Genomic DNA, 15159 nt, shown 5'->3' on the forward strand with positions numbered 1-15159 from the left:
AGGCTAAGCTGCGCATAAGCATACGCAACCACTTCAAGGAGGCCCCATGATCGACGCAAAACTCCTGCAATTGATGGTCGAGGCGTCCAACGACGGCATCGTCATTGCCGAGCAGGAAGGAAACGACAGCATCCTCATCTACGTCAACCCCGCCTTCGAGCGCCTGACCGGCTACGCTGCCGATGACATTCTCTACCAGGATTGCCGCTTCCTGCAGGGGCAGGACCATGATCAAGAGGCGCTGGACGCCATTCGCCAGGCCATCCGGGACGGGCGCCCGTGCTGCCAGGTGCTGCGCAATTACCGCAAGGATGGCAGCCTGTTCTGGAATGAACTGTCGATTTCGCCAATACGCAACGAGGCCGATCAGTTGACGTATTACATTGGCATACAGCGTGATGTCACGGCCCAGGTGTTTGCCGAGGAAAGGGTACGAGAGCTGGAAGCAGAGGTGGCCCAATTGCGCCGGCAACTGGATGAAAGGGACAGCTGACACGCCCATGCAAAACTGTACAAAAATATGACCCTGTATAGCTTTATGCAGCGGGATCGACTATACCTGTGCAAGAAACCATTTTTGTACAGGGCCGCGCATGTCAAGCTACCTGCAAACCTTCGCCGAACGCTTTGCCAGCCTCGATGCGAACAACCTCGACCGCTTGGGTGACTTGTACAGCGAGGATGTCACCTTCCGCGACCCCTTGCACAAGATCGACGGGCTGAGCGACCTGCGCGCGTACTTTGCAGAGCTCTACGCCAACACCCAGGAGGTGCACTACACCTTCGAGGGTACCGATGAAGTCCAACCCGGCCACGGCTACATTCGCTGGACGCTGAACTTCCGCCACCCACGCCTGGCCAACGGGCGCCTGATCAGTTTGCAGGGTTGCAGCCACCTGCGCTGGCATGAACGCGTGCACTTTCATCAAGACTACTTCGACGCCGGTGCACTGCTTTATGAGCATGTACCGGTGATGGGCAGCGCTGTGCGTTGGCTCAAGGGGCGGCTGGCATGAGCCGCTGTTGGCTGACGGGCGCCAGCAGCGGCATCGGCGCTGCGCTGGCGCAACAGCTGCTTGAGCAGGGGCATCAGGTGGCGCTGGGTGGCCGGCAAGCTGAAAAACTGGCGCCGTTGGCCGCCCAGTACCCCCAGCAGACGCTGCAGGCCATCGGCGATATCAGCGACCCTCGACAGGTCGCTGATATCGCCGCGTACATCGAGCGCGACTGGGGCGCGCTCGACCTGGTAATCCTCAATGCAGGCACCTGTGAATACCTGGAGCCAGGCCATTTCGACCCAGAGCTGGTCGAGCGCGTGGTGCGCACCAACCTGCTCGGCGTCAGTCACTGCCTGCAGGCTGCCCTGCCCTTGCTGCGCCGTGGTCGACGCCCGCACCTGGTGGTGATCGGCAGCTCGGTATCCTGGCTGGCGCTGCCCCGTGCCGGGGCCTATGGCGCCTCCAAAGCGGCCGTGCGCTACCTGATCGAGTCCCTGCGCATCGATCTGGTCAACGAGGGCATCGATGTCACGCTGGTCAGCCCTGGCTTTGTCGATACGCCATTGACCCGCCGCAATGACTTCCCCATGCCCCAGATCTGGAGTGCAGAGCGCGCCGCCAGGCACATTGCCGAGCGCATACCCAAGCGCCCGCTGGAAATCAACTTCCCCGGTGTCTTCACTGTGGTACTGCGCCTGCTGGGCGCAATGCCGGTGCGCTGGCGACTGAAGCTAGGCCAGCGCCTGGCACGTAAGCAACAGGACTGAAATAAACATGCGCATCGCAATCATCGGCAGCGGCATTGCCGGCCTCACCTGTGCCTATCTGCTGTCTCGGCGGCATGAAGTCACTGTATTCGAGGCCGCCGACTGGATCGGTGGCCACACCCATACCGTCGATGTCCAATGGGGTGGCCGGCAATACGCTGTGGACACCGGTTTTATCGTGTTCAACGACTGGACCTACCCACACTTCATCCGCCTGCTCGACCAGCTCAAGGTCGCCTCCCGGCCCACTGAAATGAGCTTTTCGGTGCATGACCCGCGCAGCGGCTTCGAATACAACGGCCATGACCTGAACACGCTGTTCGCCCAGCGCAGCAACCTGCTATCGCCAGGCTTCTGGGGCATGCTGCGCGATATCCTGCGCTTCAACCGCAAGGCCATTGCCGACCTGGACAGCCAACGTATCGACGAGGCCACCACCCTGGGCGGCTACCTGCAGACGCAGGGCTATGGCCAGCGTTTCATCGACCACTACATCGTGCCAATGGGCTCGGCGATCTGGTCGATGTCACGCGCTGACATGCTCAGTTTTCCGCTGCAGTTCTTCGTGCGTTTTTGCCGTAACCACGGCCTTCTCTCGGTGAGCAACCGCCCGCAGTGGCGGGTGATCGAAGGCGGCTCGCGCAGCTACCTGGCGCCGTTGTGCAAACCCTTTGCCGAGCGCATCCGCCTCAACTGCCCTGTTGACCGCGTCAGCCGTGACGCAGGTGGCGTGACCGTGTTCAGCGCGGCCGGTAGCGAACGTTTCGACAACGTGGTATTCGCCTGCCACAGCGATCAGGCGTTGGCCTTGCTGGAGGCGCCGAGTGCCGATGAGCGTGCAGTGCTCGGCGCCATCACCTACGCCAGCAACGATGTGGTGCTGCATACCGACACCCGACTGCTGCCCACCCGGCGAAAAGCCTGGGCCAGCTGGAATTACCGCCTTGGCGGGCCGCAACAGGCGCCGGCTGCGCTGACCTACGCGATGAACATCCTGCAAGGTATCGAAGCGCCGGTGACCTTCTGCGTGAGCCTGAACCAGACCGCGCTGGTGGACCCCACGCAGATCCTCGCTCGCTTCAACTACGCGCACCCGCAGTACAGCCTTGTCGCCCTCGCCGCCCAGGCCCGGCAGGCTGAACTGCAGGGCCGCCAGCACAGCTACTTCTGCGGCGCCTACTGGGCCAACGGCTTCCACGAGGACGGTGTGGTCAGCGCCTTGAAAGTGGCCGAGTGTTTTGGGGAGGCGTTGTGATCAGCAGCCTGTGCCACGGCTGGGTCAGCCATCGGCGCCTGACCCCGCGCCAGCATGCCTTTCGCTATCGGATCGGCATGTTCTACCTGGACCTGGATGAGCAACCCTACCTGCTCAGCCTAAGCCGCTGGCTGGGGCGGTCGCGACTGGCGCCGCTGAGCTGGCGCGAGAGCGATTACCTGCCAGCGCTGACCGGCAATGGCACGCCACTGGCCCAGGCCGCTCGGCAATTGGTTGGCCAGGCGACCGGGCAAACCCCGGAAGGCGCCGTACACCTGCTGACCCAGCCGCGCTGCTGGGGCCTTTCGTTCAACCCGGTGAGTGTCTACTTCTGCCACGACCAGGCGGGCCAGTTGCAAGCCATCCTGCTGGAGGTGCGCAACACGCCATGGCGCGAGCGCTTTCACTACGTATTGCCGGTGCAGGACGGCCTGTCTACCGGGTTTTCCGTGGCCAAGGCGTTTCATGTGTCGCCGTTCATGCCCCTGGACATGGAGTACCGCCTGCGTTTCTTGCTCGATGCGCGGCGCGTGCACGTGCACATGGAGAACTGGCGCGAAGGGCAAAAGGTGTTCGATGCCGACCTGGCGCTGCAGCGCGGGCCGCTGGATCGCACTGCCCTGCACCGCCACATCCTGAGTTTCCCCTGGATGAGCCTGCGCACCGTAGCGGCCATCTACTGGCAGGCCTTGCAGCTACTGCTCAAGCGCACGCCCATCCACGACCATAGCGCCAGCCTGGGCAACCTGAGCCTGGGCCAAGCCGCCTCCAAGGAGTTAGATGATGACCGAGCCCACCCTGAGCGTTAGCAAGTCCACCGGCCTGACACCGCTGCTTGGCAACCTGGCCAGGACCGCCGTGCTGGCCCAGTTGCGCGGCTTGGCCCACGGCAGTTTGCGGGTCATCTGCAATGATCGTCAGTGGACCTTCGGCGAAGCCGGCAGCGCCCTGCAAGCCGAGGTCGAGATCGTTGACGAGGCCGCCTGGAGCCTGGTCGCCAGTAACGGCTCGATCGGCGCTGGGGAAGGCTATATCCATGGCTACTGGCGCACCCCCGACCTGGCCGCAGTCACCCGTTTGTTCGTCGCCAACCTTGATGTGCTCGATGCCATGGAGGGCGGGCTGGCACGCCTGGCACGCCCGGCCCTGCACCTGCTGCACCGGCTCAACCGCAACAGCCGACGCGGTGCGCGGCGCAACATCCTGGCCCATTACGACCTGGGCAACGCCTTGTTCGAACGCCTGCTCGACCCAACCATGATGTACTCGGCGGCGCAGTTCGAGAGCGCCGAGCAAACCCTGGAGCAGGCGCAACTGAACAAGCTTGAACGCATCTGCCAGAAGCTCGAACTCAAACCTCACGAACACCTGCTGGAAATCGGTACCGGCTGGGGCAGCCTGGCCATCCATGCTGCCACCCGGTATGGCTGCCGCGTCACTACCACGACGCTGTCCGAGGCACAGTACGCCCATACCCAGCAGCGGGTGCAAGCGCTGGGCCTCACGCAACAGGTCACGGTACTGCGCGAGGACTACCGCGACCTGAGCGGGCGCTTCGACAAGCTGGTTTCGATCGAGATGATAGAAGCCGTCGGCCACCGGTACCTGCCCACCTACTTCCGCCAGTGTGCCGCCCTGCTCAAAGAGGATGGCCTGATGCTGCTGCAGGCCATCACCATTCGCGACCAACGACACGCCCAGGCGCGGCGCTCGGTGGACTTCATTCAGCGCTACATATTCCCGGGCGGTGCGCTGCCATCCTTGAGCGTGCTGCTGGACACCGCCAGCCGCAAGACCGGGTTGAACCTGGTGCATATGGAGGACTTTGGCCAGGACTATGCCCGCACCTTGCGCCACTGGCGCGATAACCTGCGCCAGGCGCGCACGGCACTCAAGGAACTGGGTTACGACGAAACCTTCCAGCGCCTGTGGGAGTTCTACCTGTGTTACTGCCAGGGCGGTTTCGAGGAGCGTGCCATCGGCGTGGCGCAATTGTTGTGGGCCGCGCCGAAGGCCCGTCGGGCGCCTTTGTCAGGTGCCTGAACATGTCCCGTACCTGGCTTATCGCCAACGCCGTAGGGTTGCAGGCTGGCTGGTGGGTGTGTGTACTCGGCGCCCACACGCCCTGGTTGCTTGCGCTGGTACCGTTGGGCCTGGCGCTGCACTTGGGTTATTGCCATGAGCGTCGGGCAGAAGCGCGTGCGCTGCTGGCGGTAGGGTTTGCAGGTTGCCTGCTGGACAGCATCTTGGGGGCGCTGGGGGTATTCGCGTTTGCCCAGTGGCCCCTGCCCGGCTGGCTGGCCCTGATGTGGCTGGTATTGGCCAGCGGTTTACGCCACAGCCTGGCCTGGGCTACCCACCCGCTCTGGCTTGGGGCGCTGCTGGGACTGTGCGGTGGGCCGTTGGCCTACCTGGCCGGGGCGCGGATAGCCGGTGTGGAACTGCCGATGGGGCCCATGCCCACCGCCCTGCTGCTGGCAGGGGTCTGGGCGGTGGCATTTCCGTTGATGCTACGCCTGGCAAGAGCCACCTGAGTCACGGCACAGCCGTTGGCAGGCGGCGGAAGAACAAGGTGATCTGCCCAACCTCCACACCCAGCTTGCGCATGCTCGAGCGGTTGATCAGGGTGTCCTCATCCATCAGGTACATCCAGTCATCGATGTCCATTTCCCAATGCCGGCCGTCGACCGGCAGGTCCAGGCGGTAGCGCCAGTGCAGTGCATTGCCCGCAACCTCACCGCGGGCTTCGCCGATCACATCGCCCGCACGCCCGCGCCAGCGCCCGGGGCCGTCCGGGGTCAGGGTCCAGGTGCGTTGCTGACGCGTACCGTCGCTGTACACGAAGTGCTCGTCAAGAATCAGCCGGTCCCCTTCGCGGCGGCTGTCGATGCGCACATCGAAGCGTTTGACCACCTCCCCCGAGCGATTCTGGAAGATGCCCCAAGCCTGCACCGGCACGGAAAAGAATGTGACCAGATCCAGCGCGGGTTTTTCACGGGCGTAATGGTCGACTTCGACATTGCCGCAGCTGGCCAGCAGCAGGCAGCCGACCAGTAGCAAGATTCTTCGCATGTTCAATCTCCTGGTTCATTACCGGCCAGGCCGAGCAGGCGCTGGCGCAATTGGGGGTCACGGGCACGCGGGTCCAGCCAGATACCAAAAAATGCCCGGGCAAATACTGGGTCGGCGATTTCGCGACGCAGTTGGCCATTGACATAGAACCGGCAGCCCTGCCCCGGCAGGTACACCCCGGTGATGCGCGTGCCCGGGCGCACATCGACGAACGCCCCATTCATCGCTTGCGCCCAACGCTCAAGCGTGGCCTCGGCCAGGGGACGGTCGCTCAAGCGCTGCATTTCATCGAGACTGGCCTGCACCAGCGTCTCGCGTGACAGCCCCCGGTGGTAAAGAAGTTCCAGGGCAAACGGCTCACTCCAGCCCTGCGGCGAGCCGGCGCTCCACAAACGGGCGGTATAGACACGCAGGCCAAACCAGGTGAACTCACCGCTGCCCACGCTGCGTGCGTCGGGCACCGCTGGCCGCCAGTCCGCCAGGGCGGGTGGCAAGACGGTAAGCGCCATGGTAAGCACGAACAGATTCAGGGCTGAGATAGAGCTGCGCATGGCCATACTCTGAAGACCGTGATACCTAAATATTGTACAAGTATATTTTCATGTACAACTTTATGCAGAGATATCGGTTTTTCCACGCAAAATAATGACAGACGGCGACTGTTCGGTTATCGAACGCTAGAGCATTCTCTGGCATTGACGGTCCTTGTTTCACTGCTCACCATGCCCCGGCCTTGCGAATGCGTCCTGCCTTGAGCCAAACCCGCGAGCTAGAAGCATCCAGCAACTCATTACAATTTCAAGAAACAGGTACATCGGCCATGCCTCCTATTCCCCCTGCTTCCATGGGCAGCAAGATTCGCGACGCCTTCGCTGTCGGCAAGACGCGCTGGGGCATGCTTGCCCTGGTGTTCTTCGCCACCACACTGAACTACATCGACCGCGCCGCCCTCGGCATCATGCAGCCCATGCTGGCCAAGGACATGAGCTGGACGGCGATGGACTACGCCAACATCAACTTCTGGTTCCAGGTGGGTTACGCCATCGGCTTTTTGCTGCAGGGCCGGCTGATCGACAAAATCGGCGTAAAACGCGCATTCTTCATGGCGGTACTGCTCTGGAGCCTGGCCACCGGCGCCCATGGCTTGGCCACATCGGCCGCTGGCTTCATGGTCTGCCGCTTCATCCTCGGCCTGACCGAGGCCGCCAACTACCCGGCCTGTGTGAAGACCACCCGGCTGTGGTTCCCCGCAGGTGAAAGAGCCATCGCCACCGGGCTGTTCAACGCCGGCACCAACGTTGGCGCGATGGTCACCCCCGCGCTGCTGCCAGTGATCCTGGCTGCCTGGGGCTGGCAGGCGGCCTTTATCGCCATGGGCTGCCTGGGGCTGGTCTGGGTGGTGTTCTGGGGCTTGAAATACTTCAACCCCGAAGAGCACCCCAATGTGCGCCAGAGCGAGCTGGAGTACATTCAGCGCGAGGCCGAGCCTGAGGCGGTACGTGTGCCCTTCAGCCGTATCATGCGCATGCGCGGTACCTGGGCCTTTGCCGTGGCGTTCGCGATCACCGCACCGGTGTTCTGGTTCTACCTGTACTGGCTGCCACCTTTTCTCAACCAGCAGTACAACCTGGGCATCAGCGTGACCCAGATGGGCATCCCGCTGATCCTGATCTGGCTAACGGCCGACTTCGGCAGCATTGGCGGCGGCATCCTTTCGTCCTGGCTCATAGGCCGTGGCGTACGCGCCATACGGGCCCGCCTGATATCGATGCTGATCTTCGCCTGCACCATGATCAGCGTGACCTTCGCCGCCAACGCCAGTGGCCTGTGGGTAGCGGTGCTCGCCATTGCCGTGGCGGTCGGCGCGCACCAGGCCTGGACGGCGAACATATGGAGCCTGCTGATGGATTACACGCCCAAGCACCTGATAAGCACGGTGTTCGGCTTTGGCAGCATGTGTGCGGCCATCGGCGGCATGTTCATGACGCAGATCGTCGGCACGGTGCTGACGGTCACCAATAACAACTACGCCGTGCTGTTCACCATGATCCCGGCGATGTACTTCATTGCACTGGTGTGGTTGTACTTCATGGCACCGCGCAAGGTGGAAGCGGCGTAAGGGGCAGTTGCGTTCTTCTGGCAGGGCCTGCCGGCACAGACCCGTCAGTCAGGCGACTGGGGGCCGGGCTGCCGGCGAATGGGGCGCCTCGCGCCCCCTGCCTTGAATCAGCCTTCGGTCGCTTCACGCTTCATGCGTGCGCGGCGGGCCAGGATGTTGAGCACTTCGATCGCCGTCGAGAAGGCCATTGCCGCATACACATACCCTTTGGGCACATGGGCACCGAAACCTTCAGCGATCAAGGTCATGCCGATCATGATCAGGAAGCCCAAGGCCAGCATGACTACGGTCGGGTTGTCGTTGATGAAGTTCGCCAACGGGTCAGCGGCCACCATCATCACGATCACGGCAGTGACCACGGCAATGATCATGATCGGCAGGTGCTCGGTCATGCCCACAGCGGTGATGATGCTGTCAACCGAGAACACGATGTCCAGCAACAGGATCTGGAAGATCGCGGCAGCGAAGCCCAGGGTGACTGTGGAGGACACCTTGGCTTCTTCCTTGGCGCCGTGCGGGTCGACGTTCTCATGGATTTCCTTGGTCGCTTTCCACAGCAGGAACAGGCCACCGGCAATCAGGATCACGTCCTTCCAGGAGAAGGCATTACCGAACACTTCGAACACCGGGTCGGTCAACTGAACGATCCACGCCACCGTGCTGAGCAGCGCCAAGCGCATGACCAAGGCCATGCTGATACCGATCCGGCGTGCCTTGGAGCGGTATTCGACCGGCAACTTGTTGGTCAGGATCGAGATGAAGATCAGGTTATCGATGCCCAGTACCACTTCCATCGCCACCAGCGTGGCAAGTGCTACCCAGGCGGTGGGGCTTGCAGCGAGTTCCAGCAAATATTCCATTTTTCAGTCCTGCAACGTTTCTGGGTCAGATGTCCTGGGTTTTGTCTTGCTGGTCAGCGGCCTTGGGCTGCTGCCCTTCGGTGCCGATAGCGTCGCTCAGCGCCTGCTGCGCCGCTTCGTTGGTGTCATCGATGGCCTGCTTGGCCGACTTGGCGGCCTGGTCGAGCATCTGCTGGGCAGATTTCTCGGCTTGGTCGCAGCCTGCCAGGCTCATCAGCGCCAAGGCTAGCACCAAGGGTGTGCCAATGGATTTGAATTGCAGCATGGGGTCCTCGCTTGTCGATATACCGGCGGCGCGCAATACGCCTGATGGCATCGAATTCTAAAGATGACGATACATCAGGAAAATTCGTATTTTCACCGGGTATACTTCGGTTTTAACGAATCGGGAATCCAGTGATGCTCAACTATCGACAGCTTCACTATTTCTGGGCCGTGGCCAAGACCGGCAGCATCGCCCGCGCCAGTGAGCAACTGAACCTGACCCCGCAGACCATCAGCGGTCAGATCAGCCTGTTCGAGCAAACCTATGGCCTTGAACTGTTCCAGCGGGTTGGGCGGCAGCTGGAACTGACCGAAACCGGTCGCCAGACCTTGGTCTACGCCGAACAGATGTTCCAGATCGGCAGTGAGCTGGAGGCGATGTTGCGAGCGGGCCCGCAGGAGCAGATCCTGTTCCGTGTGGGGGTGGCTGACGTGGTGCCCAAGTCCATCGTCTATCGCCTGCTCGCGCCCACCATGGAGCTGGACGACGTGTTGCGCATCAACTGTCGTGAGGACAAACTCGAACGTTTGCTGGCCGACCTGGCGATCCAGCGCCTGGACCTGGTGATCTCTGACAGCCCGATGCCCAGCCACCTGGATATCAAGGGTTACAGCCAGAAGCTTGGGGAGTGCGGCTTGAGCTTCTTCGCTACAAAAGCGTTGGCCCAACGCCACGCTGGCGTCTTTCCTGGCTGCCTGCACGATGCACCCTTGCTGATCCCGGGCCAGGAGACAGTGGTGCGCAGCCGGCTGCTGCGCTGGCTTGGCGAGCAGCAGGTGCAGCCGCGGATAATCGGCGAATTCGACGACAGCGCCTTGATGCAGGCGTTCGGCCAGTCCGGCAGCGGTATCTTCGTGGCTCCCAGTGTGATTGCCGAGGAAGTGTGCCGCCAGTACGGGGTGGAACTGATCGGGCAGACCGAAGCGGTGCACGAGTCGTTCTACGCTATTTCAGTCGAGCGCAAGGTCAAGCACCCCGGCATCGTGGCCATTACCGAGGGGGCGCGCCGGGAGCTATTCCACTGGTGAGCAAAGAGGCCGGGACGACCCTACCAAGGTCTATGGTAAAGTCACGCCCTTTCAAGATACCGAGATAGCGCAGCACATGTCCCCCTTCCTCAACCTCCTCAACCGCACCAGCCTGGTGACCCAGATCGTCATCGGCCTTATCGCCGGTATTGTCCTGGCCTTGCTTGCGCCAGCCATCGCCCTCGACCTGGGCTTTCTCGGCAAGGTGTTCGTCGGCGCCCTGAAAGCAGTCGCACCGGTGCTTGTGTTCATTCTGGTGATGGCCTCGATCGCCAACCATCGCCATGGCCAGGAAACCCACATCCGCCCGATTCTCTGGCTGTACGTGCTAGGCACTTTCTCCGCGTCAGTGGTGGCCGTTGTTGCCAGCATGCTGTTCCCTTCGCAGCTTGCGCTAAGCAACGGCGATGTCACCCTGAGCGCGCCTGGCGGCATTGGTGAAGTGCTGCAAAACCTGGTATTGAGCGCCGTCGACAACCCGATCAATGCCCTGCTCAACGCCAATTTCATTGGTGTGCTGACCTGGGCCATTGGTTTGGGCGTGGCCCTGCGCCATGCCGGGACAACCACCCGAACCGTAGTCGAGGACCTGTCCAACGGCGTAACCCTGATCGTGCGTGTGGTCATCCGCTTCGCCCCACTGGGCATCTTCGGCCTGGTCAGCTCGACACTCGCTCAGTCTGGCCTCGACGCCCTGCTTGGCTACCTGCACCTCCTGGCGGTGCTGATTGGCTGCATGCTGTTCGTGGCACTGGTGATGAACCCGCTGATCGTGTTCTGGAAGATCCGCCGCAACCCTTACCCATTGACGCTGCTGTGCCTGCGCGAGAGTGGGATCACGGCGTTCTTCACCCGCAGCTCAGCGGCGAACATTCCGGTCAACATGGCACTATCCGAGCGCCTGGGGCTGCATGAAGACACCTATTCGGTATCCATCCCGCTGGGTGCGACCATCAACATGGCGGGCGCGGCCATCACGATCACCGTGCTGACCCTGGCAGCGGTGCACACGCTGGGCATCCCGGTCGACCTGCCTACCGCCGTGCTGCTGAGCATGGTGGCGGCGGTCTGCGCCTGTGGTGCGTCTGGCGTGGCCGGCGGTTCGTTGCTGCTGATCCCGCTGGCATGCAGCCTGTTCGGCATTCCCAGCGAGATTGCCATGCAGGTGGTGGCTGTGGGCTTCATCATTGGCGTGCTGCAGGACTCGGCCGAGACTGCACTGAATTCTTCGACCGATGTGCTGTTCACTGCGGCGGCCTGCCAGGCGCAAGAGCGCCGCAGCGCCTGAGACACGTGGGGCCGCATGGCGGCCCTTTCGCTGCCACGCAGGCTCCCATAGCAGCCCCCAAGTGATTGCTTAAGCCAAGCGCTTTACCTACGCTAGTGGCCTTTTCCTCGCAATGAGAGTTGGCCATGTCAGAACATCAAACCGCAGACGAAGGCCGCTTCAGCAGTATCGAGATCCGCATTCTCGGCGCGCTGATCGAAAAACAGGCCACCAGCCCTGAAAGTTACCCACTGACCCTCAATGCCCTGGTGCTGGCCTGCAACCAGAAGACCAGCCGTGAGCCGGTGATGAACCTGACCCAGGGCCAGGTCGGCTTGGCGCTGCGTGCCCTGGAAGGCCAAGGCATGACCCGACTGCAGATGGGTAGCCGCGCAGACCGTTGGGAGCAGCGGGTGGACAAGGCACTGGAGCTGGTACCGGCCCAGTTGATACTGATGGGCCTGATGTTTCTGCGTGGGCCGCAAACGCTCAACGAGCTGCTGACGCGCAGCAACCGCCTGCACGACTTCGACGACACCGAGCAGATCCAGCACCAGCTCGAGCGCCTGATCTCGCGTGGTTTGGCGCTGCACCTGCCACGCCAGGCCGGGCAGCGCGAAGACCGCTATACCCATGCGCTGGGGAATCCGGCCGAAATCGAGGCGATTCTTGCGGCTCGCCAGCAGGAAGGCGGGGTGCGCAACAGTGGCGGCAATGTGTCGGAAGAAAGGATCGAAGCCCTGGAGGCACGAATTGCCGCGCTGGAGGCGCGCCTGGCCGAGCTTGAAGGCTAAGCCACTCAGTGTTCCGGTTCGGGGAAGTTGCGGCAGCTTTTGCGCTCGGCCATTTCCCGGTCACTGGGGCGCTGGTCGACGAACACGGTACGGCCGTCTGCGTAGATCTCCAGGTAACCCCAGTGCAGGTCCTGCTCCTGCTGCCCGGGCTGGGGTGGCACTAGCCACCAGGGTTCACGGCTGATCAGGGTCATGGCTAACAATTCCGGAGGGTGTCGGCACTAAGCATAGACACCCCCCGGTTGTCAGCGTTACGCCGGCGCCGAGGTGCGGATCAGGTGATCGAAGGCCGCCAGCGAGGCCTTGGCACCCTCGCCCACTGCAATGACGATCTGCTTGTACGGCACGGTGGTCACGTCCCCGGCTGCGAAGACGCCCGGGATGCTGGTAGCACCTTTGGCATCGACAATGATCTCGCCACGCGGCGACAGCTCGACCGTTCCCTTGAGCCAGTCGGTGTTGGGCAACAGGCCGATCTGCACGAAGATACCTTCCAGCGCCAGGTCATGCAGCTCGTCGGTGGTGCGGTCCTTGTAGCGCAGGCCGGTCACCTTCTCGCCATTGCCCAGCATTTCAGTGGTCAGCGCGCTGGTGATCACCTTGACGTTCGGCAGGCTGTGCAGCTTACGCTGCAGCACGGCGTCGGCACGCAGCTGGCTGTCGAACTCGATCAACGTCACCTGGGCGACGATACCTGCCAGGTCGATCGCTGCTTCCACGCCGGAGTTGCCGCCGCCGATCACCGCCACACGCTTGCCCTTGAACAGCGGGCCGTCACAGTGCGGGCAGTAAGCCACGCCACGGGCGCGGTACTGCTGCTCACCCGGCACGTTCATTTCGCGCCAGCGGGCGCCCGTGGCGAGGATCACGGTCTTGGCTTTGAGCGAGGCGCCGCCGGCAAGGCGCACTTCGTGCAGGCCACCGTCGGTGGCAGGAATGAATGCTTCACCGCGCTGAAGGTTCATGATGTCGACATCGTACTGCTTGACGTGCTCTTCCAGTGCAGTCGCCAGTTTCGGCCCCTCGGTTTCCTGCACGGAAATGAAGTTCTCGATGGCCATGGTATCGAGCACCTGGCCGCCGAAACGCTCGGCAGCGACACCGGTACGGATACCCTTGCGTGCTGCGTAGATGGCGGCGGCAGCGCCGGCGGGGCCACCACCGACCACCAGCACGTCAAAAGCGTCCTTGGCGTTGATCTTCTCGGCCTGGCGGGCGCCGGCATTGGTATCGATCTTGCCGAGGATCTCTTCCAGGCCCATGCGGCCCTGGCCGAACACTTCACCGTTCAGGTAGATGCTGGGCACGGCCATGATCTTGCGCGACTCGACTTCGTCCTGGAACAGCGCGCCGTCAATGGCCACGTGGCGTACGTTGGGGTTGAGCACCGCCATCAGGTTCAGCGCCTGGACCACGTCGGGGCAGTTCTGGCACGACAGCGAGAAGTAGGTCTCGAAGGTGAACTCGCCTTCCAAGGCCTGGATCTGCTCGATCACTTCGGCACTGGCCTTGGAGGGGTGGCCGCCGACTTGCAGCAGCGCCAGCACCAGGGAGGTGAATTCGTGGCCCATGGGGATGCCGGCAAAACGCAGGCTGATGTCGGCACCCGGGCGGTTGAGCGAGAACGACGGGCGACGGGCATCGGTACCGTCCGCACTCAAGGTAATGAGGTTCGACAGACTGGCAATTTCCACCAGCAGGTCGTGCAGTTCGCGGGACTTCGCGCCGTCGTCGAGGGATGCAACGATCTCGATCGGCTGGGTGACCCGCTCCAGGTAGGTTTTCAGTTGCGATTTAAGCGTGGCGTCCAACATACGGGCGATTCCTTTTTCAATCTTCGGATACAAAAACGCCCAGGCAATAGCGCCCGGGCGTTTGGCGGGGCAGTGAGTACTTCAGCTTTGGCGGCTGCTCACCGCCCACGACTGGCGCACGGTCTTAGATCTTGCCGACCAGGTCCAGGGATGGCGCGAGGGTAGCTTCGCCTTCTTTCCACTTGGCTGGGCAGACTTCGCCTGGGTGAGCGGCGATGTACTGGGCAGCCTTGACCTTGCGCAGCAGCTCGCTGGCGTCGCGGCCTACGCCACCGTCGTTGATTTCGACGATCTTGATCTGGCCTTCCGGGTTGATCACGAAGGTACCGCGATCGGCCATGCCGGCTTCTTCGATCAGCACGTCGAAGTTGCGCGAAATGACGTGGGTCGGGTCACCGATCAGCGGGTACTTGATCTTGCTGATGGTGTCGGAAGTGTCGTGCCAGGCTTTGTGGGTGAAGTGGGTGTCGGTGGACACGCCGTAGATTTCCACGCCCAGCTTCTGGAACTCGGCGTAGTTGTCAGCAAGGTCACCCAGCTCGGTCGGGCAGACGAAGGTGAAATCGGCCGGGTAGAAGAACACGACAGACCACTTGCCCTTCAGGTCGGCTTCGCTGACCTGAACGAATTCGCCGTTGTGGAAGGCGGTGGCGTTGAACGGTTTGACCTGGCTGTTGATGATTGGCATGAGAGACGCTCCTTCATGGGGTTGGAATCAGTTGATGGAGAGAATCCTAACCGCTGGTCGCCATGAAGGCTCATTGGCAAACCTCATGCTTGCGATTGGTTTTGGCTATAAGCGAGGTTTATTAATAGAAGGGATTGGGCTGAGCAAAGGATTGCGCACGCTTGTGCGGCCCCTCGCCGGCAAGCCGGCTTCCCTTGGTAGGCGCCGGCTTCAGGGCTGGGCCGTACCTGGG

At 62.3% G+C, this 15159-nt stretch carries 18 protein-coding genes; 11 read left to right on the top strand and 7 right to left on the bottom strand.

Features of this window, described 5'->3' with window-relative positions:
• The first annotated feature begins 46 nt into the window (after positions 1–46).
• From ACIPZH_RS10960 to ACIPZH_RS10990, 7 genes are all read left to right on the top strand, one after another.
• The gene (locus ACIPZH_RS10960) at positions 47–493 is read left to right on the top strand and encodes a PAS domain S-box protein (RefSeq protein WP_267816899.1); all 447 of its coding nucleotides are present in this window, start codon (positions 47–49) and stop codon (positions 491–493) included.
• A 100-nt stretch (positions 494–593) separates the two neighbouring features.
• Positions 594–1016, top strand: coding sequence for a nuclear transport factor 2 family protein (locus ACIPZH_RS10965; RefSeq protein ID WP_241805316.1), 423 nt, complete (start codon positions 594–596; stop codon positions 1014–1016).
• Entirely contained in the window at positions 1013–1765 is a 753-nt protein-coding gene (locus tag ACIPZH_RS10970; RefSeq protein WP_400636179.1) for an SDR family NAD(P)-dependent oxidoreductase, read from the top strand. Before ACIPZH_RS10965 ends, ACIPZH_RS10970 begins: the two co-directional genes overlap by 4 nt.
• A gap of 7 nt (positions 1766–1772) precedes the next feature.
• Positions 1773–3020, top strand: coding sequence for an NAD(P)/FAD-dependent oxidoreductase (locus ACIPZH_RS10975; protein WP_241805318.1), 1248 nt, complete (start codon positions 1773–1775; stop codon positions 3018–3020).
• Positions 3017–3829: a DUF1365 domain-containing protein gene (locus ACIPZH_RS10980; protein ID WP_400636180.1), complete on the top strand. Its 813-nt coding sequence runs from the start codon at positions 3017–3019 to the stop codon at positions 3827–3829. The genes ACIPZH_RS10975 and ACIPZH_RS10980 overlap by 4 nt, the downstream gene beginning before the upstream one ends.
• The gene (locus ACIPZH_RS10985; protein WP_400636181.1) at positions 3804–5063 is read left to right on the top strand and encodes a class I SAM-dependent methyltransferase; all 1260 of its coding nucleotides are present in this window, start codon (positions 3804–3806) and stop codon (positions 5061–5063) included. Before ACIPZH_RS10980 ends, ACIPZH_RS10985 begins: the two co-directional genes overlap by 26 nt.
• A 2-nt stretch (positions 5064–5065) precedes the next feature.
• On the top strand, positions 5066–5554 hold the full coding sequence (locus tag ACIPZH_RS10990; protein WP_400636182.1) for a DUF2878 domain-containing protein: 489 nt from the start codon (positions 5066–5068) through the stop codon (positions 5552–5554).
• 1 nt (position 5555) lies between these two features.
• Here the strand turns inward: ACIPZH_RS10990 and ACIPZH_RS10995 are convergent, their stop codons facing one another.
• Positions 5556–6092, bottom strand: a complete 537-nt coding sequence (locus ACIPZH_RS10995; protein ID WP_267816910.1) for a DUF3833 domain-containing protein — start codon at positions 6090–6092, stop codon at positions 5556–5558.
• A gap of 2 nt (positions 6093–6094) precedes the next feature.
• Complete coding sequence (locus ACIPZH_RS11000; RefSeq protein WP_400636262.1) at positions 6095–6601, bottom strand: chalcone isomerase family protein; 507 nt, start codon at positions 6599–6601, stop codon at positions 6095–6097.
• A 311-nt stretch (positions 6602–6912) separates the two neighbouring features.
• Between ACIPZH_RS11000 and ACIPZH_RS11005 the strand changes: the two genes are divergently transcribed.
• Positions 6913–8211 (top strand): MFS transporter, encoded by a 1299-nt coding sequence (locus tag ACIPZH_RS11005; RefSeq protein ID WP_400636183.1) that lies wholly within the window; start codon positions 6913–6915, stop codon positions 8209–8211.
• A 107-nt stretch (positions 8212–8318) separates the two neighbouring features.
• On the opposite strand, the gene ACIPZH_RS11010 is transcribed toward ACIPZH_RS11005, so the two are convergent.
• Positions 8319–9071 carry a TerC family protein gene (locus ACIPZH_RS11010; protein ID WP_400636184.1) on the bottom strand — a complete coding sequence of 251 codons (753 nt, stop codon included), beginning with the start codon at positions 9069–9071 and terminating at the stop codon, positions 8319–8321.
• 25 nt (positions 9072–9096) lie between these two features.
• Positions 9097–9336: a hypothetical protein gene (locus tag ACIPZH_RS11015; protein ID WP_241805325.1), complete on the bottom strand. Its 240-nt coding sequence runs from the start codon at positions 9334–9336 to the stop codon at positions 9097–9099.
• 134 nt (positions 9337–9470) lie between these two features.
• Here ACIPZH_RS11015 and nhaR point away from each other — a divergent pair, with 134 nt between their 5' ends.
• The 3 genes from nhaR (at position 9471) to ACIPZH_RS11030 (ending at position 12425) form a co-directional block, all read left to right on the top strand.
• Positions 9471–10364, top strand: a complete 894-nt coding sequence (nhaR, locus tag ACIPZH_RS11020; RefSeq protein WP_400636185.1) for a transcriptional activator NhaR — start codon at positions 9471–9473, stop codon at positions 10362–10364.
• Between the two features lie 76 nt (positions 10365–10440).
• Positions 10441–11652: a serine/threonine transporter SstT gene (sstT, locus tag ACIPZH_RS11025; RefSeq protein ID WP_400636186.1), complete on the top strand. Its 1212-nt coding sequence runs from the start codon at positions 10441–10443 to the stop codon at positions 11650–11652.
• Positions 11653–11777: 125 nt separating this feature from the next.
• Complete coding sequence (locus ACIPZH_RS11030) at positions 11778–12425, top strand: YceH family protein (protein WP_400636187.1); 648 nt, start codon at positions 11778–11780, stop codon at positions 12423–12425.
• Positions 12426–12430: 5 nt separating this feature from the next.
• Here ACIPZH_RS11030 and ACIPZH_RS11035 read toward each other — a convergent pair whose 3' ends face one another.
• The 3 genes from ACIPZH_RS11035 to ahpC form a co-directional block, all read right to left on the bottom strand.
• On the bottom strand, positions 12431–12619 hold the full coding sequence (locus tag ACIPZH_RS11035) for a hypothetical protein (RefSeq protein ID WP_012315031.1): 189 nt from the start codon (positions 12617–12619) through the stop codon (positions 12431–12433).
• 57 nt (positions 12620–12676) lie between these two features.
• Positions 12677–14239, bottom strand: a complete 1563-nt coding sequence (gene ahpF, locus ACIPZH_RS11040) for an alkyl hydroperoxide reductase subunit F (RefSeq protein ID WP_400636188.1) — start codon at positions 14237–14239, stop codon at positions 12677–12679.
• A 124-nt stretch (positions 14240–14363) separates the two neighbouring features.
• Positions 14364–14927 carry an alkyl hydroperoxide reductase subunit C gene (ahpC, locus tag ACIPZH_RS11045; RefSeq protein ID WP_012315033.1) on the bottom strand — a complete coding sequence of 188 codons (564 nt, stop codon included), beginning with the start codon at positions 14925–14927 and terminating at the stop codon, positions 14364–14366.
• Between the last annotated feature and the right edge of the window lie 232 nt (positions 14928–15159).

The sequence above is a fragment of the Pseudomonas sp. NPDC089758 genome (assembly GCF_044748705.1).
GTDB classification, from domain to species: domain Bacteria; phylum Pseudomonadota; class Gammaproteobacteria; order Pseudomonadales; family Pseudomonadaceae; genus Aquipseudomonas; species Aquipseudomonas putida_X.